Raw genomic sequence first — 21,228 nt, 5'->3', positions numbered from 1 at the left:
GATCGCTTTCATGCTCGACATCGTCCAACTCCGCAAAGACCTGCCCGCCGTCATCGAACGGCTGGAGCGCCGCAAGAACCCGCAGCCCTACCTGGATGTGGACGCCTACCAGGCGCTGGAATCCGAGCGCAAGACCCTGCAGACCCGCACCGAGGAACTGCAGAGCCAGCGCAACAGCCTGTCCAGGCAGATCGGCATGCTCAAGGGCAAGGGCCAGCACGCCGAGGCCGATGCCGCCATGGCGCAGGTGGGCGCCATCAAGGCCGAACTGGACGCCGGTGCAGCCCGCCTCGACGTGATCCAGACCGAACTGCAGACCCTGTTGCTGGCCGTACCCAACCTGCCGCACGACAGCGTGCCGGTGGGCAGCGACGAATCGGGCAACGTGGAGCTACGCCGTTGGGGCAGCCCGCGTGCCTTCGACTTCCCCGTCCGTGACCATGTGGACATCGGCGAGAAGCTGGGCCTGGACTTCGAGACCGGCGCCAAGCTGGCCGGTTCGCGCTTCACCTTCATGCGCGGCCCCATCGCCCGCCTGCACCGCGCGCTCGCCCAGTTCATGCTGGACGTGCAGACCCAGCAGCACGGCTACACCGAGTGCTACACGCCCTACATCGTCAACGCCGACACCCTGCGTGGCACCGGCCAGCTGCCCAAGTTCGAGGGCGACCTGTTCGCCGCGAAGAAGGGCGGTCAGGAAGGTGGCGACGACGAGCAGGCGCTCTACCTCATCCCCACCAGCGAGGTCACCCTGACCAACGTGGTGCGCGACACCGTGCTGGCCGAGGCCGAGCTGCCCATCAAGCTGACCGCGCACACGCCGTGCTTCCGTTCCGAAGCCGGCAGCGCCGGCCGCGACACGCGCGGCATGATCCGCCAGCACCAGTTCGACAAGGTCGAGATGGTGCAGATCGTGCACCCCGACCAGAGCTACGCGGCACTGGAAGAAATGACCGGCCATGCCGAGGCCGTGCTGCAGCAGCTGGGGTTGCCCTACCGCGTGCTGGCCCTGTGCACCGGCGACATGGGCTTTGGCGCCACGCGCACCCACGACCTGGAGGTGTGGGTGCCGGCGCAGGGCACCTACCGCGAGATCAGCTCGGTCTCCAACTGCGAGGCCTTCCAGGCCCGCCGCCTGCAGGCCCGCTTCAAGAATGCCCAGGGCAAGAACGAACTGGTGCACACCCTGAACGGCTCGGGCCTGGCCGTGGGCCGCGCCCTGGTGGCCGTGCTGGAGAACTACCAGAACGCCGACGGCAGCGTCACCGTGCCCGAGGTGCTGCGCCCCTACATGGGCGGGCTGGAGCGGCTGGCTCCGGCCATCTGATCGTTCATGCGCTCAGCGCCGCCGCACCCGCCCGCTCTTGCGGGTGCGCACGAAGAAGTCGTCGGGCTTGGTGCGGACCCACTCCACGAACGCGCGCAGGGCGGGGTGGGCCAGAAGCTGCTCCACGCTGCGGTACTGGCGCGCCAGCTCGGTCCCGGTGAGCACCGCGTGGATCTGGCGGTGGCAGATGCGGTGCAGGTCCACCGTGTCGCGCCCGCCCTTGCTCTTGGGCACCAGATGGTGCGCATCGCGCTGCCCCGCCGGGATGGGGCGGCCGCACAGGGGGCAGACGGGGGTCATCGTGCCGGCACCACCCGCAGCACCCGGCCCTGTGGGCTGTCGGTCAGCAGCCAGAGTGCGCCGTCCGGGCCGGCCCGCACATCGCGGATGCGTTCGCCCAGCTCCTGGAACAGCAGCTCCTGTTCGCCCGACGGACCGCGCGCCGCATCGGCCAGCGGCACGCGGCGCACGCTGCGTTCCTTCAGCGCCGCCACCATCAGGCTGCCCCGCCAGGCCGGGAACAGGGTGCCGTCGTACCAGGCCATTCCGGCCGGTGCGATGGAGGGCGTCCACTGCAGCAGTGGCGGCTCCATGCCGGGCAGGCTCTGGAACGGCGTCACCCGGGCGTAGGTGTAGTCGATGCCGCCGGTGACCGCCGGCCAGCCATGGTTGTTGCCCGGGCGCAGGCGGTTGAGCTCGTCGCCGCCGCGCGCGCCGTGTTCATGCGCATAGACCACGCCGTCGACCACCACCACGCCCTGCGGGTTGCGGTGGCCCACCGTCCAGATCTCGGGCAGCGCGCCCGGCCGGCCGGCAAACGGGTTGTCGGCAGGCACCGAGCCATCGGCCCGGATGCGCATGAACTTGCCCAGGTGGGTGTGCAGGCGCTGGGCGTCGGTGCGTTCCAGGTTGCCGTCGCCCATGCCCAGCACCAGCGTGCCGTCGGGCAGCCACGCCATGCGGCCGCCGAAGTGCTGGGTCTCGGTCTTGGCCGGTTGCGAGGTGAAGATGGGCTTCACGTCTTCCAGGCGGGCGCCTTCCAGCCGGGCGCTGGCCACCCGCAGGTGGTTGGCCTGGGGCTGCCCATGGGCATACGACAGCAGGATGCGCCGGTTGCGGGCAAAGTCGGGGTCGGGCAATACCTCGAACAGGCCCGACTGCCCGCGTGCGAGCACCGGGGGAACGCCGGCCACCGGTTCGGGTCGGAGCTGCAGGCGGCCGTCCGTGCCAGGCTCGATGAGCCGCAGCCGGCCGGCCCGCTCGGTCACCAGCAGTCGGCCATCGGGCAGGAAGGCCAGGGACCAGGGATGGTCCAGGCCGCTGGCCACGGTCTCGATCCGGTACGGCGTGGGCCCGGCAGCCACCGCAGTGGCCAGAGCCAGAACCAGCGAGCCGCACAGACCCTTCAGAAGCAATCGCAGAACAGATGACATCGACCCGCATCATGAAAGAAACACAAAGTCCCGGTGTGACCCGGCCCCTTGTCCGCCGGTTCCGTGCCCGGTCGCTCGCCGTGCTGGCGCTGGCCTGGCTGTTTGCTTCGGCCTGGGGTTCGGTGGTGCAGACCCAGTGGAACCTGCAGGGCCTGGTCGGGTTGGGGCTGGACATTCCCCTGGCGCTGCGCCTGCAGACCACGGCGCAGGACCTGCTGGGCTTTGGCCCGGTGCTGGCCGGCATCGTGGCGGCGGGCTGGCTGCCGGCGCTGCTGGTGGCGCACGGGCTGGCGCGGCGCTGGCCTCAGTGGCGCACCCTGCTGCTGTCGGTGGCGGCCGGCGCGGGCATGGTGGCGGCCATCCGTGCGGTGGATGCCGTGGCCCCCATGCCGGTCTTCATCGACGCCACCCGCCACGGGCCGGGCTTGCTGGCCATGGCGGCGGGCGGGGTGCTGGCGGGCGCCTTCTACGCGTGGCTCAGTCGGCGGCTCTGAGCTCAGCGGGCTGACCCTGTCAATCCAGCTGGATGTTCAGCCCCTTGATGAGCGTCTGCATCTTGCCGGCCTCGGTCTTGATCAGGGCCTCGAACTGTTCCGGCGTGCCCGCCACCACCTCGGAGCCGATCTCCAGCCACTTTTCCTTGAAGGCCGGCTCGGCAAAGATGGCCTGGATCTCGGTGTTCAGGCGGGTGACGATGGGCTTGGGCGTGCCGGCGGTGGTGGAGATGCCGTGCCAGGCGTAGTACTCGAAGTCGGGGTAGCCCAGCTCGCTGATGGAGGGCACATCGGGCAGCTGCGGCGAACGGGTCCTGGTGGTCACGGCCAGCGGGCGCAGCTTGCCCGACTTGATGTGCGGCAGCGAGCTGCCCAGGATGTCGAACATGCTGGTGATCTGGCCGCCCATGAGGTCGACGATGGCCGGGCCGGCACCCTTGTAGGGGATGTGGTCGATCTCCACCTTGGCCTTGGACTTGAACAGTTCACCGCCCAGGTGCTGTGGCGTGCCGTTGCTGGCCGAGCCGAAGGTCACGCGGTTGGCCGGGTTGCGTGCGGCCTCCACATAGTCCTTGAAGCTGCGGATCTTGCTGTTGGTCTCCGACACCTCCAGCACCAGCGGGAACTTGGAGATCTGGATGATGGGGGTCAGGTCCTTGACCGGGTCGAAGCCCAGCTTGGGGTAGAGGTACTGGTTGGCCGAGAGGTTGCCGCTGGCGGCCAGCAGGATGGTGTAGCCGTCGGGCTTGGCGCGCACCACCTGGCCGGTACCGATGTTGCCGCTGGCGCCGGCCCGGTTCTCCACCACCACCGGCACGTTCAGCCGTTTGGACAGGGCCGGCCCGATCAGGCGGGCCATCAGGTCGGTGGGGCCACCCGGCGGGAACGGCACCACGAAGGTGATGGGGCGGCTGGGCCAGGCGTCCTGGGCCAGGGCGGCCAGGGGCAGGAGCAGGGCGGCGATCAGGCTGGCTTTGAGTTTCATGGCGTTGTCTCCGGGTGTGTTGTGGGGGAAAAGGGGTCAGCGGGCGTCGTGGGTCAGCGGGCGTCGTGCGAGTGGATCTGCAGCGCCTCCAGGAAGCGCGAGACCATGTTGTAGGCGGCCACGGTGGCGGTGATCTCCACCACCTCCTGCGGGGAATGCAGCGCGGCCACGCGCGCGAACACCGCATCGGGCACCTGGACGTGGCGCGTCATGGCGTCGGTGTAGGCCAGCACGGCCTGCTGGCGCTCGTCGAACAGCGGGCTATGGTCCCACTGGTCCAGCGCATCGAGCTGCGCCTGCGAAATGCCTTCGCGCAGGGCGATGGGGGCGTGCTGATCGGCCTCGTAGGGCGCGTGGTTGAGCAGCGCCACCCGCATGATGATGAGTTCGCGCAGGCCGCCCGGCAGCGAGTTCTTCTGGCGGATGGCGGTGAGGTAGCCCAGCCAGCCCTCGGCGATGGGGCCGCTGTGCATGAGCATCTGGTAGAGGTGCAGCAGGTTGCCGCGCTCGGCGACGATGCGCTCGGCCAGGGGGCGAACTTCGTCGCGGGTGCAGTCGGCGTAGGGGATGCGGGCCACGGGATCAATGCCTGGAGAGTGGATGTGGGGGCCGATTCTGTGGCGATGCCATCTATATGAGAAATTCATTTTTCAGATCGATTTATCATCGATATCTATGAATATTGCCCCCAGGCAGCTGCGCATGTTCCTGACGCTGTCGGACACGCTGAACTTCAGCAAGGCCGCCGAACAGCTGTTCATCTCGCAGCCCGCACTCACCAAGGCCATCCAGGATCTGGAGGAGGAACTGGGGCTGACCCTGTTCGAGCGCACCACCCGCAGCGTGCGCCTGACCCCCGGCGGCGCGCGCATGGCGGTGGTGGCCCGCTCGGTGCTGGGCGAGTACGAGGCCGGGCTGCAGCGTTTTCAGTCGTCGGCCGAACGCGAGGCCGCGCAGCTGGCCATCGCGGCCTGGCCGTCGCTGGCCCACGTGGTGCTGCCGTCGGTGTGCGCCACGCTGGAACGACAGCGGCCCGGTGCCCGGATCACGCTGATCGACGCGGCCAACAGCACCTGCCTGCAGCGCCTGCTCAACCACCAGGCCGACTTTGCGCTGGCCTCGGTGGCGCCCACCCACCCCGAACTGCGCTACGAGGAACTGCTGCGCGACCGCTTCGTGCTGCTCTCCTGCGGCAAGTGGCGCAAGCGGGTGCGCCCGCAGATGCACATGGACGACCTGCTGGAGCTGCCGCTCATCACGCTGACCGATGCCAGCACCGCCATGCGCTACATGAGCGCGGCCTTCCTGCAGCGCGGCATCGAATACCGGCCGCACATGCAGGTCGATCAGGTGACCACCGTGGCCGGGCTGATCCGCAGCGAAGTGGGTGTGGCGGTGCTGCCCTGGCTGGGCGTGATGCCGCTGCTGCCCATGTCGGGCGTGCAGCTGTCGGAGATCGTGGACGGGCCGCTGCGCTCGGTGGGCATCGTCACTCGCCGCCAAGGCCATCCGGCCCCGCTGGTGCAGGCGGCCATGGAGGAGGTGAGGGCGGTGAGCCGGGCGCTGATCGCCCGGCATCCCGGCTGGATGGCCCCGCCGTCTGCGCGGCGGCGCTGATCGGTCAGCCTGGGCGCGTCAACGCTTGTCGGCCAGGAACTCGAGCACGGCGGCGTGGAAGCGCTCCGGTGCCTCCAGGTGCGGCACATGGCCCACCTTGTCGAACTCCACCAGCTTCGCGCCGGGGATGCGCTTCTGGGCGTCCTTGCCCAGCTGCGGGTAGTTGCCCAGGTTCTTCACCGCCTCGGGCGGTGCGAAGCGGCGGCCGAACACGGTGCGGTCGAGCTGGCCGATGGCCAGCAGCACCGGCACCTTGAGCTGCGGCAGCTCGTTGTAGGTGGGGCCCTCGTAGATCATCTGGTAGGTCAGCGCCGACACGTGCGCGTAGCGCGGGTACTCGGGGCTGCGCTGCACGCGCGAGAACTGCTCCACGAAGCGCTCGAACTCGGGCCGGTAGTTGTCCTTGAAGTAGCTCTTGATGAAGGCGCGGTAGCTGGTGGTGGTCTGCGCCATCTCCAGGCGGGTCAGGTTGGCGGTCTGCTGCGGCGGGATGGCCGGCACATAGTCTTCCAGGCCCAGCGGGTTCTCCAGCACCAGCGCGGCCACGCGGTCCGGGTGGCGGCGGGCAAAGTGAACGCCCAGCATGCCGCCCATGCTGTTGGCCACGATGGACACGCGGCCCACCTTGAGGTGGTCCAGCACCTTGACCGTGTTGTCGGCCAGCATGGCAAAGGTGTAGCGGATCTCCGGCTTGGACGACTTGCCGAAGCCGATCTGGTCCACCGCCACCACCCGGTAGCCGCGCGCCGGCAAGGCCTGCAGGGTGTTGGCCCAGTAGTCCGATCCGAAGTTCTTGCCATGGAACAGCACCACGGTCTGGCCGTTGGCCGGCGCGGTGGGCTTCACGTCCATGTAGGCCATGCGCACCAGCTTGCCTTCCAGCTCGAACTGCAGGTGTTGCACCGGGTGGGGATAGACCCAGCCCTCCATGCCGGCCCCCAGGGGTTCGGTCTGGTCGTAGCTGGGTTCGGCAGCGGGCGCTGCCGCAGTAGCAGCAGGCTTCTGGGTGGCGCAGCCGGCCAGCAGGGCGGCGGACAGCAGCAGGGCAGCGTGGGTGGGTCGAAGGGTCATGTCTCGTCTCTTGTTGTCGGGATGGGCTGCAAACTGTAACCGGCACGGGCATGCCGCTGCCCGGCCGCGCATTCATGGCACAGTCAGTCGCATGAACATCCGCATGTGGGCCGTGGCTGTCTGCTTCATGGGTTCGGTACAGGCCGCGCCCCCCTGGGTATTGACCACCGGCGGCTACGGGGCAGTGACACCGGGCCTCTCCGTTTCCCAGGCACAGCGCCTGATGGGGACTGCGCTGCGCACATTCGAGAACCAGCCCCTGGACCCTGACTGCGATCACGTCTACCCCGCGAGCGGTCATCCGGGCATCAGCCTCATGGTCCAGAACGGCCGGGTCACCCGCATCGCGGCCGACACCGCCGACACGGCCACCCGATCCGGTGCGCGTGTGGGCGATACCGCCGAGTCGGTGCGGCGCCTGTTCGGCGAGGCGTTGACGATCGAGCGTCACAAGTACGACGACACCGGGCAGTACTTCTACCTCTGGGACCGATCCGGCCAGCGCGGCATCAAGTTCGAACTGATCGGGGGTCGGGTGGTCGCCATCTATGCCGGCGATGCCAGCATCCGGCTCGTCGAGGGTTGCGCATGAAGCGTGCCGGTACGCCAGCCGATCGCCGCGCTGCGGCGGCCCTGGCCCAGCTGCGCCCCAGCGACCTGCGTGGGACGGCCCGTCTGGCTGTCCAGGCCACGGCCGGCGTGACCCGCATCGTTGAGGGTGTGCACCAGTCGGTGCTGACCCGCCTGGGCCTGCCCGGAGGGGCCGGACCGGGACAGTCGCGCGGGTTGACCGGCATGGTCTACCGCGGCATTCATGGGGTGACCCATCTGGTCGACCAGGGGCTTCAGGCCACCCTGCTGCGGTGGAGCCCTGGCTGGACCGCGTGATGCCCGGGCAGGACGCCGATGGTCCGTCGGCCGAGCGCGATGCCGTGCTGTCGGCGCTCAACGGTGTGATGGGCGATCGGCTGGCCGCAGACGCCAACCCCCTGGCCCTCGACATGGAACTGCGTCAGGACGGCCAGTCGCTGGACCTTGACGCGCTGCGCGCCTCGTCCGCTGCCACCGGCAAGTTGCTCCTGCTGGTGCACGGGCTTTGCATGAACGACCGGCAGTGGCTTCGGGCCGGTCACGATCATGGCCTGCACCTGGCCCGATCCCTGGGCTACACCCCGGTGCACGTGCGCTACAACACGGGCCTTCACACATCGGTGAATGGCCGCCAGCTGGCCAACCTGATCGAACGCCTGGTGGCTGCCTGGCCGGTGCCGCTGGAGGCCTTCAGCGTGCTGGCGCACAGCATGGGGGGGCTGGTGGTGCGCGCCGCCTGCCACAGCGGCAACAACGCGGGCCACTCATGGCCCTGGCAGCTGCAGCGCATCGTGTTCCTGGGCACGCCGCACCACGGCGCACCACTGGAGCGCGCCGGCCACTGGGTCGATGGGCTGCTGGGCAGTTCGTCCTTCAGCCGGCCCTTCAGCCGGCTGGCCCGGCTGCGCAGCGCGGGCATCACCGATCTGCGCTACGGCCATGTGCTCGATGAAGACTGGCAGGGGCACGACCGTTTCCGCCGCCGGCCGGATCGGCGTGCCGTGCTGCCCTTGCCTTCCGGGGTGGCATGTTTCACGGTGGCGGCCACGCTGGCCGCCCGGCGCAGCCGCGTGGCCGATCGCCTGTTGGGCGATGGTCTGGTACCGCTGCACAGTGCCCTGGGCATGCACGACGATCCTGCGCGCTGCCTGGCGTTTCCGCCGGCGCACCAGTACCTGGCCTTCCGCACCGGTCACATGGACCTGCTCAGCGACGCCGGCGTGGCCGACCGGCTGGTGCAATGGATGGCAGATCCGCCGGAGGCCGGACTCAGCCCCTGACCGGCGCAGTGCGGAAGAAGCCGATGACTTCCGTCAGGCGGCGCGCCTGGTCCTTCAGGCTCTCGGCCGCGGCCGCGCTCTCTTCCACCAGCGCCGCGTTCTGCTGCGTCATCTGGTCGAGCTGGGCCACCGCCGTGTTCACCTGGCCGATGCCGTCGCTCTGCTCGCCTGCGGCTGCCGTGATCTCGCCGATGATGTCGCTCACCCGCTGCACCGAGCCCACGATCTCGCTCATGGTGTTGCCCGCATCGGCCACCAGCTTGCTGCCCGCCTCCACACGGTCCACGCTCGCGCCGATCAGGCCCTTGATCTCCTTGGCCGCCTGCGCGCTGCGCTGCGCCAGGTTGCGCACCTCGCCGGCCACCACCGCAAAGCCACGGCCCTGCTCACCGGCGCGGGCGGCTTCCACCGCCGCGTTGAGCGCCAGGATGTTGGTCTGGAAGGCGATGCCGTCGATGACACCGATGATGTCGTTGATCTTCTTGCTGCTGTGGTTGATCTCGTCCATGGTCGTGACCACCTGGGCCACCACCTCGCCACCGCGGGCGGCGATCTCGGCCGCGCTGGCGGCGAGCTGGTTGGCCTGGCGGGCCGCATCGGCGCTCTGGCGCACGGTGCTGGTGAGCTCCTCCATCGAGGCCGCGGTTTCTTCCAGGTTGCTCGCGGTCTGCTCGGTGCGGCTGGAGAGGTCCTGGTTGCCGGTGGCAATCTCCACCGACGCCGTGCCGATGCTGTCGCTGGCCTGGCGGACCTGGGTCACGGTCTGGATGAGCGAGGACTTCATGGTGCCCAGGGCGCGCAGCAGATCGCCGAGCTCATCGGTTCGATGGCTGCTCACGTTGCGGGTCAGGTCCCCTGCGGCCACCGCGTTGGCCACGGTCACGGCCTCCCGGATCGGCTCGGTGACGGACCGGGTCATGCGCCACGACAGGCCGATGCAGACGGCCAGCGCGGCCGCCGACAGCAGCCCCAGCCACAGGTACAGGGAGCGGAACTCTGCCTGGATCCGCGTCTGCAGGTCGTTCATGGCGGCCAGCTGACCGTCCACCAGCGCCTGCGTCACCTCCACATAGCGGTTGGTGACCGGCACGAACTTGCTGGCCACGAGCTCACGGGCGCGGGCGTCATCGCCTGACGCCTTCACCGTGTTGATCTCGTCGCGCGCGGCCAGCCATTCCTTGCGCACCTCGCCCACCAGCGCAGCGCGCTTCATGGATTCCGGGTTGCCGGCGGCGATTTCCAGAAAGGTCTTCTGGGTTTCGGTGGTGCCCCGGGAGGTGGCGGCCATCGCTTCCTTGAAGAAAGCCAGCATGTCGCTGCCCGGGGCCATGGCCACCGCCAGCGAGCGGGCCGAGTTCTGGCGCACGTCGGCCAGCCATTTGTCCGCCAGTTCCAGCTTGCGGGCTTCGAGGGTGGTCTGCGCAGACAGCCCCTGCACGGCCTCGACTTTCCATACCGTGATGGCCAGTACGCCGGAGAAGATCAGCAGAACGGTCGTGAAGGCAGCAGCCATTCGCCGACCCAGGGTGGACAGGATTCCACGAGAGGAGGGTTGGATGGGGGTGTTCATCAGGGTGTTCCGTGGTGACTGAGGGCTTTGTGACTATCGGCACGAACCGCCGCGACTGAAGCCCCTCGGTTCCAACGGGTGCGCGGCGGCGGGCGACCTCGAACGGCTGAGGCAAACTCGGCCGTTTCATCGCCACTTTGCTGGCTTCTTCACCCAACGGACGGTTCATCCGTATCCCTTTGGCGGACCCTGACTTCATCCCCCTCGACCCCGCTGTCATCGAACACGGGTTGCGTCGCGTGCAGGCCCTGCTGCAGCTCGAGCAGAGGGAGGACCAGGCGCAGTTCAAGCTCAAGAGCGCCAAGGCCGGCATTGCGGAACGCAAGCGGCGCGGCATCACCTGGCATCCGGTGGCCATCACCCGCGAGGACATCGGCTTTGGCGGCAAGGTGGTGCTGGAACTGCAACGCCCCGCCAGCCAGGAGGGCCTGCACCTGTTCCAGGTGGGCAGGAATGCGGCCCTGTTCGGCCAGGTGCCCGGGCTTGCGGCGGCCGACCAGCCCACGCTGGGTGGCGTCATCACCCACGTGGGTCGCAACCAGCTGCAGCTCACCACCACCCGCGAAGACCTGCCCGACTGGGTGTCGGAGGGCGGCCAGCTGGGTATCGACCTCAGTTTCGACGAGGTGAGCTACCGCGAAATGAACCAGGTCATGAGCGAGGTGGTGCGCGCCCGCGGCAACCGGCTGGCCGAGCTGCGGGACGTGCTGCTGGGAGCCCGCCAGGCCCGCTTCGATCCGCTGCAGACCGACGACCTGTTCTATCCCGGCCCGCTCAACGACCCCCAGCGGGATGCCGTGCGCCATGTCCTGTCGGCCCGCGACGTGGCCATCATCCATGGCCCGCCAGGCACCGGAAAAACCACCACGCTGGTGCAGGCCATCCGCGAAACCATCCGGCGTGAGCGGCGCGTGCTGGTGAGTGCGCCATCCAACACCGCGGTGGACCTGCTGACCGAGAAGCTGGCCGCGCACGGCGTCAAGGTGATCCGGCTGGGCAACCCCAGCCGGGTGTCGGACCTGTTGCTGGCACACACGCTCGATGCCCGGGTGATGGCCCATGCCAGCCACAGCCGGATGCGCGCCCTGCGCCAGACGGCCGACCAGCTCCGCCAGACTGCCCAGCAGCATGTGCGCCACTTTGGCCCCGAGGAACGCCAGCAGCGCCAGATGCTCAAGGAGGAGGCCCGGCAGCTGTTCCTGCAGGCCGACGATCTGGAGCGCTTCATCACCCACGATGTGCTGGACTCGGTACAGGTGATCACCTGCACCCTGGTGGGAGCCGGCCACCGCAGCATCCGCGACCTGGACTTCGAAACCGTCTTCATCGACGAAGCCGCCCAGGCGCTGGAGCCCGGCTGCTGGATCGCGATCGCCCGGGCCCAGCGCGTGGTGCTGGCCGGCGACCACCACCAGCTGCCTCCCACCGTCAAGAGCGAGCAGGCGGCCCGCGAAGGCCTGCGCGAAACGCTGTTCGAGAAGTGCATCCAGCGCCAGCCGGCCACTGCCCGCATGCTCACCGTGCAGTACCGCATGCACGAGCAGATCATGGCGTTCAGCTCCAGGCGGTTCTATGGCGGACAGCTGCAGGCGCATCCCCGGGTGCGTCATGCCGATCTCGCTGCCTACGACCCGGTGTTCGCGTCAGACCGGCCGGTGGAGTTTCTCGACACGGCAGGTTTCGGCTTTCTGGAGGTGACCGTTCCCGAGAGCCGTTCCACTGCCAACCCGGAAGAGGCCGCCATGCTGCTCAGGCGGCTGAACCAGCTGCTGGCAACCCATGACCCCGCCGACCACGAGGATCATCCGCTCACACTGGGCGTGATCGCGCCGTACCGCGCGCAGATCAACTGCCTGAAGGACGCCATCGAACAGGACCCGGTGCTGGGCGCCCTGGTGCAGCAGCGCCTGCTCAGCGTGGGCACGGTCGACGCGTTCCAGGGCCAGGAGCGCGACATCATCGCCATCTCGCTCACCCGCAGCAATCGGCAAGGCGAGATCGGATTCCTCTCCGACATCCGCCGCATGAACGTGGGCATGACGCGCGCCCGCCGCAAGCTGCTGATGGTGGGCGATTCGTCCACCCTGGGTTCGCACCCGTTCTTCCAGGAGCTGCTGGCGCATGTGCAGCAGATCGGCGGTTACCGCACGGCCTGGGATACGGACCTTTGCGTCGCGCCCGCGAATATCACCGCCAGCCCGCGATTGTCTAGCTAGTGCATCACCTATGGCACGGCGGTTCGGCGCGATCGAATATCGGCGTCGACAAGAAGTTGTCACCCATCATTCGACATCGACTGCCAGTGCTGCCAGTCAGATGTCGGGCAAGAAAGCCCGAATCGGTCCATGACCGGTTCGGGCTTTTTTGTTTTCCGGCTCCATAACGACGCTCAGGCGAGCTGCTGTGCCCGCCTGCTGGCGGAGCCATGTCCGAATCAGCTTCGGGAGGTGATGTGGTCGGCTGCTTGTTGGTCGATCTCCCCATGGAGATCGCCGGTAGTCCATCCGTAAACCACCGCTAGGAGCTTGACCATGACAGAGATGAATCGGCGCGACGTCATCAAATCCACAGGATCCATGCTGATCCTGGGTGCCACCTCAGGCGTGCACGGCCTCGCCAGTGCCCAGGAGACCGTGAAGCTGGGCCTGCTGCACTCGCTCTCCGGAACCATCGCGATCGCCGAGGCGTCGCTGGTCGACGCAGAAAAGATGGCCATTGACGAGATCAACGCCGCCGGCGGCGTGATGGGCCGAAAGATCGAAGCCGTGATCGAGGACGGTGCCAGCGACAACGCCGTGTTCGCCGAGAAGGCCCGCAAGCTGCTGGAGCGCGACAAGGTGGCCGCCATCGTTGGCTGCTACACCTCGGCCTCGCGCAAGGCCGTGCTGCCGGCACTCGGACGTGCCAAGGGTCTGCTGTACTACCCGACCTACTACGAGGGCCAGGAGCAGGACAAGCAGGTGTTCTATCCCTCCCAGGAGGCTACCCAGTCGGTCATCGCCGCGGTGGAATGGCTGGCCAAGGAGAAGGGCAAGACCTTCTTCCTGGTGGGTTCCGATTACATCTATCCACGCACCTGCAACAAGATCGCCAAACCGACCATCGTGAAGGCCGGTGGCAAGGTGCTCGGCGAAGAGTACGCCCCGCTGGGTCACACCGAGTTTTCCTCCATCATCAACAAGATCAAGGCAGCCAAGCCGGACTGCATCTACAGCACGGTGGTGGGCGGCTCCAACGTGGCTTTCTACAAGCAGTTGCGCGCAGCCGGCCTGGATGGCTCCAAGCAGGTTCTGCTGTCGACCGTCGTTTCCGAGAACGAGGTCGAGGGCATCGGGAAGGACAACGCAGCCGGGTACTACGCCTGCATGGGCTACTTCCAGAGCATCAAGTCCCCGGTCAACGAGAAGTTCGTCAAGGCGTTCAAGGCGAAGTACGGCCAGGACCGTGTCATCGGCGACCCGATGCAGGTGGCCTACAACAGCGTCTACCTCTGGAAGATGGCCGTGGAGAAGGCCAAGTCCTTCGATGTCGACAAGGTGATTGCCGCATCCGGTGGCCTGGAGCTGCAGGCGCCGGAAGGCACGGTGCGCATGCACGCAACCAACCATCACGTGTGGAAGAAGGTCCGCATCGGGCGTGCGCGCCCCGATGGTCAGTTCGACATCGTCTGGGAAGCACCTTCCCTGATCGAGCCCAACCCGTTCCCCAAGATCTGACGATCACTGTGGTCATACCGGCTGCCCTTGGGGCAGTCGGCCGAATCAACGACTCGGGAGTCTGGTGATGGGTTTCGACATTGCGGTGATGCAGGTGTTCAACGGGGTGAGCCTGTTCAGCATCCTGTTGCTGATGGCCATCGGTCTGGCCATCGTCTTTGGCCTGATGGGCGTCATCAACATGGCGCACGGCGAGCTGATGGCGCTGGGCGCCTACATGACCTACCTGGCCGCGCTGGGGTTCGAGCGCTGGGCGCCTCAATGGATGGGCGTCTACCTGTTCGTGGCGATCCCGTTCGCCTTCCTGGTCACATCTGCGTTCGGCTATGTGCTGGAGCGCGGGTTCATCCGGTTCTTCTACAACCGGCCGCTGGACACGCTGCTGGCCACCTGGGGTTTGAGCCTCATCCTGCAGCAGACCTACCGGACCGTCTTCGGTGCCCAGGAGGTCAGCGTGCCGTTGCCCACGTGGCTGGCCGGAGCCTGGGAGCCCACCGAGGGCATCCAGCTGCCGATCAACCGCATCTTCATCGTCGGGCTCACGGTGGCCGTGGCCATGGCTGTGTACCTCCTGCTGTACCGCACGCGCTGGGGTCTGAAGGTGAGGGCCGTCATGCAGAACCGCTCGATTGCCGGTGCGGTGGGCATCAATACGCACCGCGTGGACGCACTGACCTTCGCCCTGGGGTCCGGCCTGGCCGGCATTGCCGGCTGCGTGTTCACCATGATCGGATCCACCAACCCTGGAACCGGCCAGCTCTACATCGTCGACTCCTTCATCGTGGTCGTCTTCGGGGGTGTGCAGAGCCTGCTGGGCACCGCCCTGTCTGCGCTCTCGATTGCGCAGGGCCAGACCTGGCTGGAGTTCCTGATGAGCGGCTCCATGGCCAAGGCCACCATCCTGATGCTGGTCATCGTGGTCCTGTACTTCCGTCCCAACGGCCTCTTCGCCGTGCGCTCCAGGAGCTGAGCATGTCCACCCACCACCGTTCCGACCTGGTCCGCTACGCCGCCATCCTGGCCCTGCTGGCCGTGGCACTGCCGCTGCTGCTGGATCCGTTCCGCCTCAATCTGATCGGCAAGTACCTGGCGCTGGCATTCGTGGCCATCGGCATTGTCCTGACCTGGGGTTACGGCGGCATCCTCAGCCTGGGGCAGGGCGTCTTCTTCGGTCTTGGCGGCTACATGATGGCCATGTTCCTCAAGCTGGAGGCATCGGCGCCCGAGCTGCCCGATTTCATGGTGTGGAGCAGCGTCGAGTCACTGCCACTGTGGTGGCTGCCCTTCAAGTCGTTCGGGATCACCGTGCTGGCGATCCTGGTGATTCCGGCAGCGCTGGCCTACCTGTTCTCCTACGCCATCTTCCGACGGCGCGTCAGCGGGGTGTACTTCGCCATCGTGACCCTGTCCCTGGCCCTGACCCTCACGGTGGTCGTGGTCGGCCAGCAGGGCGATACCGGCGGCGCCAACGGCATCACTGATTTCCGCACGATCATGGGCATGGACATCCTGTCCGACAGCTCGCTGCGCTGGCTGTACTTCATCCAGGTGGTGTTCCTGGCAGTGGCCATGGCGCTGGCGCTGCTGGTGGTGCGAAGCCGCTTCGGAAAGATCCTGATCGCGATCCGTGACCGGGAGGACCGTGTGCGCTTCTCCGGGTATGACACCGCCCACATGAAGGCCTTCGTGTTTGCCTGCGGTGCCGTACTGGCGTCGGTGGGTGGCGCCTTCTTCACCCTGCAGACCGGGCTGATCTCTCCCAGCGTGATCGGGGTGGTCGCCTCGGTCGAGATGGTGATCTATGCGGCAGTGGGCGGGCGGCTCTCCATCCCCGGCGCGGTGGTCGGCGCGCTGCTCATCGGTTTCCTGAAGTCCTATCTGTCCGAGACCTTTCCGGAGATCTGGCTGTACTTCCTCGGTGCCATCTTCATCCTGGTCGTCTGGGTGATGCCCAACGGGCTGGCCGGCCTGAAGGCCCAGTGGCAGGCCCGCAAGGCGGTGGAGAGCGCGCCATGACCGCGAGTCTCGCCGTGTCCTCCATGAACCATCCCATGCCCACCATGCTCTCGTCCCAGCGCTCCAATCAGGTCCTTCAGGTCGAGAACCTGACGGTCTCCTTCGATGGTTTCAAGGCGGTCGACAACCTGAGCCTGCAGGTCGAACGCAACGAGTTGCGGGTCATCATCGGACCCAACGGCGCCGGCAAGACCACCTTGCTGGACATGATCTGCGGCAAGACCCGCCCCACCTCCGGCAGGGTGCTGTTCGAAGGTCAGGACCTGACACGGATGAACGAGTACCGCATCGTCCGCACCGGTGTGGGCCGCAAGTTCCAGACCCCTTCGGTCTACGAAGACCTGACTGTCTTCGAGAACCTGGAAATCTCCTTTCCCCGGATGCATGGGCTGTTCCAGTCGCTCACCTTCAAGCGCACGCCGGACATCGTCCAGCGGATCCAGGAGATGGCAGAGCAGATCTTCCTGGCCGATCGGCTGGGTCATCGGGCCGGACAGCTCAGCCACGGCCAGAAGCAATGGCTGGAGATCGGCATGCTGCTCATGCAGGAGCCCAAGCTGCTGCTGCTGGACGAGCCCGTTGCCGGCATGAGCCCCCGCGAGCGCGAGCAGACCGGCGATCTGCTGAGCCGGCTGGCCGCCGGCCGCTCGGTGGTCGTGATCGAGCACGACATGGACTTTGTGAAACGCATTGCGCACAAGGTCACGGTGCTGCACCAGGGCAAGCTGCTGAGCGAGGGCTCGGCCGCCGAGGTGCAGGCCGATCCCCGCGTCATCGACGTGTACCTGGGCCATTGAGGAGCCGGATCATGCTGCAAGTCTCCTCACTCAATGTGTCGTACGGTGAATCACGGGTGATTCACGACGTGTCGCTGACTGTGAAGCCACGCGAGTCCGTGGCGATCATGGGGCGCAACGGCATGGGAAAGACCACCTTGCTGAAGTCGCTCATCGGGCTGCTGCCGGTCCGCTCGGGGGACATACGGATGGAGGGTGCGTCCATCGCCGGCCTGCCCAGCTACCGCCGCGTCCAGCACGGACTGGCCTTCGTTCCCCAGGGGCGCATGGTGTTTCCCTTCCTGACGGTGGAACAGAACATCCTGTCGGGCGCCGAACACTCCGGGCACCGCACGGTGCCGGACTATCTGTACCAGTTCTTCCCGGTGCTCAAGGAGATGAAGCATCGCAAGGCCGGCAACCTCTCCGGCGGCCAGCAGCAGATGCTGGCCATCGCCCGGGCGCTCATCTCGGAGCCCCGATTGCTGATCCTGGATGAGCCCACCGAAGGCATCCAGCCTTCGATCATCAAGGAGATCGCCCACACCTTGAACGTGCTGCGCCACGAACGCGGGTTCTCCGTGATCGTCTCGGAGCAGGTACTGAGCTTCGCCCTCGACCTCGCTGACCGGTTCATGGTCATCGACCGCGGGCGCATCGTGCACGAAGAACTGCGTGCCCATCTTGACCAGGACAAGGTCAAGTCTTTCCTCACTGTCTGACCACCCAACCCAAGGAGTACCTCATGCGACATGGTGACATTTCCAGCAGCAACGATTGCGTCGGCGTGGCCGTCGTCAACTACAAGATGCCCCGCCTGCACACCAAGGCCGAGGTCCTGGAGAACGCCCGCAAGATCGGCGACATGCTGGTGGGCATGAAGAAGGGTCTGCCCGGCATGGACCTGGTGATCTTCCCCGAGTACTCGACCCACGGGATCATGTACGACTCCAAGGAGATGTACGAGACCGCCTCGACCGTGCCTGGCGAGGAGACGGCGATCTTTGCCGATGCCTGCCGGCGGGCGAATGTCTGGGGCGTGTTCTCGCTCACCGGCGAGCGTCACGAGGAACACCCCAACAAGGCGCCTTACAACACCCTCATCCTGATGAACAACCAGGGCGAGATCGTGCAGAAGTACCGCAAGATCATGCCGTGGGTGCCCATCGAGGGCTGGTACCCGGGCGACTGCACCTACGTGAGCGAAGGCCCCAAGGGCATGAAGATCAGCCTGATCATCTGCGATGACGGCAACTACCCCGAGATCTGGCGTGACTGCGCCATGCGCGGTGCCGAGCTGATCGTGCGTTGCCAGGGCTACATGTACCCGGCCAAGGAGCAGCAGATCATGGTGGCCAAGACCATGGCATTCATGAACAACTCGTACGTGGCTGTGGCCAATGCCACCGGGTTTGATGGCGTCTACTCCTACTTCGGCCACTCGGCGCTCATCGGTTTCGATGGCCGTACGCTGGGTGAGTGCGGTGAGGAAGAGATGGGCATCCAGTACGCCGAACTCTCCAAGAGCCTCATCCGTGATGCCCGCAAGAACGGTCAGTCCCAGAACCACCTCTTCAAGCTGGTCCACCGTGGCTACACCGGCCTGATCAATTCCGGCGACGGCGACAAGGGCGTGGCAGCCTGCCCATACAACTTCTACGCCAACTGGGTCAACGATCCCGAGGGCACCCGCGAGATGGTGGAGTCGTTCACCCGCTCGACCGTGGGCACCGCCGAGTGCCCGATGGAGGGCATCCCCAACGAAACGACCCAGCACCGCTGAGGAACGACCACACCCGATCCGACCGACCGTACCCGAGGCTTTCATGAGTCATCCACTGGACGATCACCTCATCCGGCAAGAGCCGTTCTACCAATCTGCCGGCAACGAGGTGGAGTGCTACGAGCGGGCCTACCGCCACAGGATGCCCCTGATGCTCAAGGGACCGACGGGCTGTGGCAAGACCCGGTTCGTCGAGTACATGGCCTGGAAGCTGGGCAAGCCCCTGGTGACGCTGGCCTGCAACGAAGACATGACGGCATCGGATCTGGTCGGTCGGTTCCTGCTGGACGCCGACGGGACGGCCTGGCATGACGGACCGCTCACCCTGGCGGTCCGTCATGGAGGCATCTGCTACCTCGATGAGGTGGTGGAGGCCCGACAGGACACCACGGTGGTGATCCATCCCTTGACCGATGCCCGACGCATCCTGCCGCTGGACAAGAAGGGGGAGGTCATCCAGGCCCACCCCGACTTCCAGCTGGTGGTGTCGTACAACCCGGGCTACCAGAGCAGTGCCAAGGACATGAAGGCCTCGACCCGGCAACGCTTCTCGGCACTGGAGTTCGACTACCCGCCGATGGAGACGGAGGCGCTCATCGTGGCCCGCGAGGCGGGCGTTGCCGGCGATCTGGCGCTGCAGCTGGTGAAGATCGCCCACTGCACCCGTGCGCTCAAGCAGCGCGGTCTGGACGAGGGCGCATCGACCCGGATGCTGATCTACGCAGGCACCCTGGTCCGGGATGGCCTGTCGCCCACGCAGGCGTGCGAGATGACGCTGGTGCAGGCCCTGACCGATGACCCTGACATGGCCCAGGCGATCCGGGACTTTGTTCAGGCGCAGTTCGGATGAAGCCGGACGACCGATCGTCCGGTGATGGCCTTGACGGGCTCCAACGCAGCCTCTGTGGTCTGGCCACGGGCTTGCTGGGGCGCCCGCTGGCGGTTGCTGCCGCAGACGCCAGCTCGCTCGGCCCGCGCTCCATCATCACAACGCAGCACCTGCTGCTGAGCCGGTCGTTGCCGGAGGCCGGAGAGGCACGTGGATCGGCCTGCGCAGCCGCGGTCGCCCATGCGGTCGCTCATCTGTTGTTCTCGCCGCTGGCTCAGCCAGCCAGATTGCTCAAGCCGATGGGTCAGGCGGTGGTGTCTGCCCTGGAGGACGCACGGGTCGAGCAACTGCTGGCACGGCGCTTTCCCGGTGTGCGGCGCTGGTTTGCCATCCACCGTGCGCCACTGCCCGAGCCAGGCATTTTCAGTTTTGAGGCGCTGATCACCCGACTCGACTGGGTGCTGGCCGAGCCCGACCATGAAGACGACAACCACTGGGTCAACAAGGCCCGGCGGCTGTTTCTTGAGGCCCGCGATCGGCATGGGCTGGAAGATGCGGCAGCGTTCCGAGCCTCGGCATCGATCCTGGCCAACGACCTGGGGCAGATGCGCGTGCGGTTTGACCCCCAGCACTACGTGGTGCCGTCTGCATACCGTGACGACAACAGCGTTCTCTGGACATTCGATCGGCAAGAGGAAGATCAGGAGCAGACGCTGTCGGTCTCGCAGGCGGCCAGGGCCTTGCCCAGGTCGGACCCCGTGCCACCCGGCGCGGACGGTCCGTCATCCGTCCAGGAAGAGGTCGAGCTCGGGCGCTACGTCCATCCGGAGTGGCACCACCGACTGGCCCTGTGGCGCCGGGACTGGTGCACCGTGGTGGAGAAGCTGCCCGCGACGTCGCTGGCCGGCACGGTGTCCAGTCAGCGGGCCTGGTGGTCGCGTGAAGCGCCTCTGTCGATCCAGCGGCTCAGGCGCCTGAGCCGCCGGCATCGACTCAGACGCCAGTGGGAAGGGGACGACATCGACCTCAATGCCGCCATCGATGTGATGGTCGACCGAAGGGCGCGGCTTCAGCCCGAGCCTCGGCTTTTCCTGCGGCCGGGTCGCGAGAGCACCACCTCGAGCATCCTGATCCTGCTGGACCTCTCGGAATCCACCAATGACCTCTCGACGGTGACCGGGCGATCCCTGCTGGACCTGGAGAAACAGGCGGCGTGGATGCTCGCTCAGGCCACCGGCCACTCGGCGGACCGCATCGCGATCCATGGATTCCTGTCCAACACCCGCGCGGAGGTGAGCTATTACCGGCTGCTGGACTGGGATCAGCCGGTCGACGAGCTGGCCTGCAGCCGGGTGATGTCGGTGAGTGCGCGTCACTCCACGCGCCTGGGCGCCGCGCTCCGGCAGGCCACGTCTCACCTGCAGGTCGAGTCGGGCCGATACCGGGGCATCCTCGTCGTCACCGACGGGGAGCCTGCCGATGTCGATGTCTTCGAGCCGGATTACCTGGTCGAGGACGCCCGCATGGCGGTCCAGCAAGCGCAACGCCTGGGCATTCGAACCTTCTGCCTGGCGGTCGATCCCAAGGCCGATCGTTACGTCCGGCGGATCTTCGGCTGGCGCGACTACGGCATCGCCGATGACCCGCACCAGCTTCCAGTACAGTTGCAGCGAGCCTACGTCAGGCTGGCCGCCGGGTGACGACTGCCCTCCATCAACCACCTGACGATTGACCCAGCGC

The 21,228-nt window shown here is 66.9% G+C and carries 21 protein-coding genes; 15 read left to right on the top strand and 6 right to left on the bottom strand.

Annotated elements, in window-relative coordinates; all coding sequences use genetic code 11:
* The first annotated feature begins 10 nt into the window (after positions 1-10).
* The gene (gene serS / locus WD026_RS08655; RefSeq protein ID WP_425723268.1) at positions 11-1,327 is read left to right on the top strand and encodes a serine--tRNA ligase; all 1,317 of its coding nucleotides are present in this window, start codon (positions 11-13) and stop codon (positions 1,325-1,327) included.
* A 12-nt stretch (positions 1,328-1,339) separates the two neighbouring features.
* On the opposite strand, the gene WD026_RS08650 is transcribed toward serS, so the two are convergent.
* Positions 1,340-1,627 (bottom strand): HNH endonuclease, encoded by a 288-nt coding sequence (locus tag WD026_RS08650; RefSeq protein WP_425723267.1) that lies wholly within the window; start codon positions 1,625-1,627, stop codon positions 1,340-1,342.
* Positions 1,624-2,760 (bottom strand): PQQ-dependent sugar dehydrogenase, encoded by a 1,137-nt coding sequence (locus tag WD026_RS08645; RefSeq protein ID WP_425723266.1) that lies wholly within the window; start codon positions 2,758-2,760, stop codon positions 1,624-1,626. Before WD026_RS08645 ends, WD026_RS08650 begins: the two co-directional genes overlap by 4 nt.
* 35 nt (positions 2,761-2,795) lie before the next feature.
* On the opposite strand from WD026_RS08645, the gene WD026_RS08640 reads away from it, so the two are divergent.
* Positions 2,796-3,254, top strand: coding sequence for a hypothetical protein (locus WD026_RS08640; protein WP_425723265.1), 459 nt, complete (start codon positions 2,796-2,798; stop codon positions 3,252-3,254).
* 19 nt (positions 3,255-3,273) lie between these two features.
* On the opposite strand, the gene WD026_RS08635 is transcribed toward WD026_RS08640, so the two are convergent.
* A complete protein-coding gene (locus WD026_RS08635) occupies positions 3,274-4,239 on the bottom strand; it encodes a Bug family tripartite tricarboxylate transporter substrate binding protein (RefSeq protein ID WP_425723264.1) in 966 nt (321 codons plus the stop codon).
* 53 nt (positions 4,240-4,292) lie between these two features.
* Positions 4,293-4,817, bottom strand: a complete 525-nt coding sequence (locus WD026_RS08630; RefSeq protein WP_425723263.1) for a carboxymuconolactone decarboxylase family protein — start codon at positions 4,815-4,817, stop codon at positions 4,293-4,295.
* A gap of 97 nt (positions 4,818-4,914) precedes the next feature.
* On the opposite strand from WD026_RS08630, the gene WD026_RS08625 reads away from it, so the two are divergent.
* Entirely contained in the window at positions 4,915-5,856 is a 942-nt protein-coding gene (locus WD026_RS08625; protein WP_425723262.1) for a LysR family transcriptional regulator, read from the top strand.
* Between the two features lie 18 nt (positions 5,857-5,874).
* On the opposite strand, the gene WD026_RS08620 is transcribed toward WD026_RS08625, so the two are convergent.
* The gene (locus WD026_RS08620) at positions 5,875-6,927 is read right to left on the bottom strand and encodes an alpha/beta fold hydrolase (RefSeq protein ID WP_425723261.1); all 1,053 of its coding nucleotides are present in this window, start codon (positions 6,925-6,927) and stop codon (positions 5,875-5,877) included.
* 91 nt (positions 6,928-7,018) lie between these two features.
* Here WD026_RS08620 and WD026_RS08615 point away from each other — a divergent pair, with 91 nt between their 5' ends.
* The 3 genes from WD026_RS08615 to WD026_RS08605 are packed head-to-tail and all read left to right on the top strand — an operon-like array spanning position 7,019 to position 8,798.
* Positions 7,019-7,519, top strand: coding sequence for a hypothetical protein (locus WD026_RS08615; protein WP_425723260.1), 501 nt, complete (start codon positions 7,019-7,021; stop codon positions 7,517-7,519).
* Positions 7,516-7,815: a hypothetical protein gene (locus WD026_RS08610; RefSeq protein WP_425723259.1), complete on the top strand. Its 300-nt coding sequence runs from the start codon at positions 7,516-7,518 to the stop codon at positions 7,813-7,815. Before WD026_RS08615 ends, WD026_RS08610 begins: the two co-directional genes overlap by 4 nt.
* Positions 7,791-8,798 (top strand): esterase/lipase family protein, encoded by a 1,008-nt coding sequence (locus tag WD026_RS08605; protein ID WP_425723258.1) that lies wholly within the window; start codon positions 7,791-7,793, stop codon positions 8,796-8,798. The genes WD026_RS08610 and WD026_RS08605 overlap by 25 nt, the downstream gene beginning before the upstream one ends.
* On the opposite strand, the gene WD026_RS08600 is transcribed toward WD026_RS08605, so the two are convergent.
* Complete coding sequence (locus tag WD026_RS08600) at positions 8,788-10,311, bottom strand: methyl-accepting chemotaxis protein (protein ID WP_425723257.1); 1,524 nt, start codon at positions 10,309-10,311, stop codon at positions 8,788-8,790. The genes WD026_RS08605 and WD026_RS08600 overlap by 11 nt on opposite strands.
* Positions 10,312-10,607: 296 nt before the next feature.
* Here WD026_RS08600 and WD026_RS08595 point away from each other — a divergent pair, with 296 nt between their 5' ends.
* The 9 genes from WD026_RS08595 (at position 10,608) to WD026_RS08555 (ending at position 21,188) form a co-directional block, all read left to right on the top strand.
* A complete protein-coding gene (locus tag WD026_RS08595) occupies positions 10,608-12,584 on the top strand; it encodes an AAA domain-containing protein (protein WP_425723256.1) in 1,977 nt (658 codons plus the stop codon).
* Positions 12,585-12,899: 315 nt separating this feature from the next.
* The gene (gene urtA, locus WD026_RS08590) at positions 12,900-14,084 is read left to right on the top strand and encodes an urea ABC transporter substrate-binding protein (RefSeq protein WP_425723255.1); all 1,185 of its coding nucleotides are present in this window, start codon (positions 12,900-12,902) and stop codon (positions 14,082-14,084) included.
* A gap of 67 nt (positions 14,085-14,151) precedes the next feature.
* Complete coding sequence (gene urtB / locus WD026_RS08585) at positions 14,152-15,054, top strand: urea ABC transporter permease subunit UrtB (protein WP_425723254.1); 903 nt, start codon at positions 14,152-14,154, stop codon at positions 15,052-15,054.
* A gap of 2 nt (positions 15,055-15,056) precedes the next feature.
* Positions 15,057-16,100 (top strand): urea ABC transporter permease subunit UrtC, encoded by a 1,044-nt coding sequence (urtC, locus tag WD026_RS08580; RefSeq protein WP_425723253.1) that lies wholly within the window; start codon positions 15,057-15,059, stop codon positions 16,098-16,100.
* 44 nt (positions 16,101-16,144) lie between these two features.
* On the top strand, positions 16,145-16,897 hold the full coding sequence (gene urtD, locus WD026_RS08575; protein ID WP_425723740.1) for an urea ABC transporter ATP-binding protein UrtD: 753 nt from the start codon (positions 16,145-16,147) through the stop codon (positions 16,895-16,897).
* A gap of 11 nt (positions 16,898-16,908) precedes the next feature.
* Entirely contained in the window at positions 16,909-17,598 is a 690-nt protein-coding gene (gene urtE / locus WD026_RS08570; protein ID WP_425723252.1) for an urea ABC transporter ATP-binding subunit UrtE, read from the top strand.
* A 23-nt stretch (positions 17,599-17,621) separates the two neighbouring features.
* Positions 17,622-18,659, top strand: coding sequence for an aliphatic amidase (locus WD026_RS08565; RefSeq protein WP_425723251.1), 1,038 nt, complete (start codon positions 17,622-17,624; stop codon positions 18,657-18,659).
* A gap of 43 nt (positions 18,660-18,702) precedes the next feature.
* Entirely contained in the window at positions 18,703-19,509 is an 807-nt protein-coding gene (locus tag WD026_RS08560) for a CbbQ/NirQ/NorQ/GpvN family protein (RefSeq protein WP_425723250.1), read from the top strand.
* Positions 19,506-21,188 carry a nitric oxide reductase activation protein NorD gene (locus WD026_RS08555; protein WP_425723249.1) on the top strand — a complete coding sequence of 561 codons (1,683 nt, stop codon included), beginning with the start codon at positions 19,506-19,508 and terminating at the stop codon, positions 21,186-21,188. Before WD026_RS08560 ends, WD026_RS08555 begins: the two co-directional genes overlap by 4 nt.
* The last annotated feature ends 40 nt before the right edge of the window (positions 21,189-21,228 follow it).

Source organism: Hydrogenophaga sp. R2, assembly GCF_049843595.1.
Taxonomy (GTDB): Bacteria; Pseudomonadota; Gammaproteobacteria; order Burkholderiales; family Burkholderiaceae_C; genus Hydrogenophaga.
Note: the sequence above shows the minus strand (reverse complement) of the source record. Positions and strands in the feature narration are given on the sequence as shown.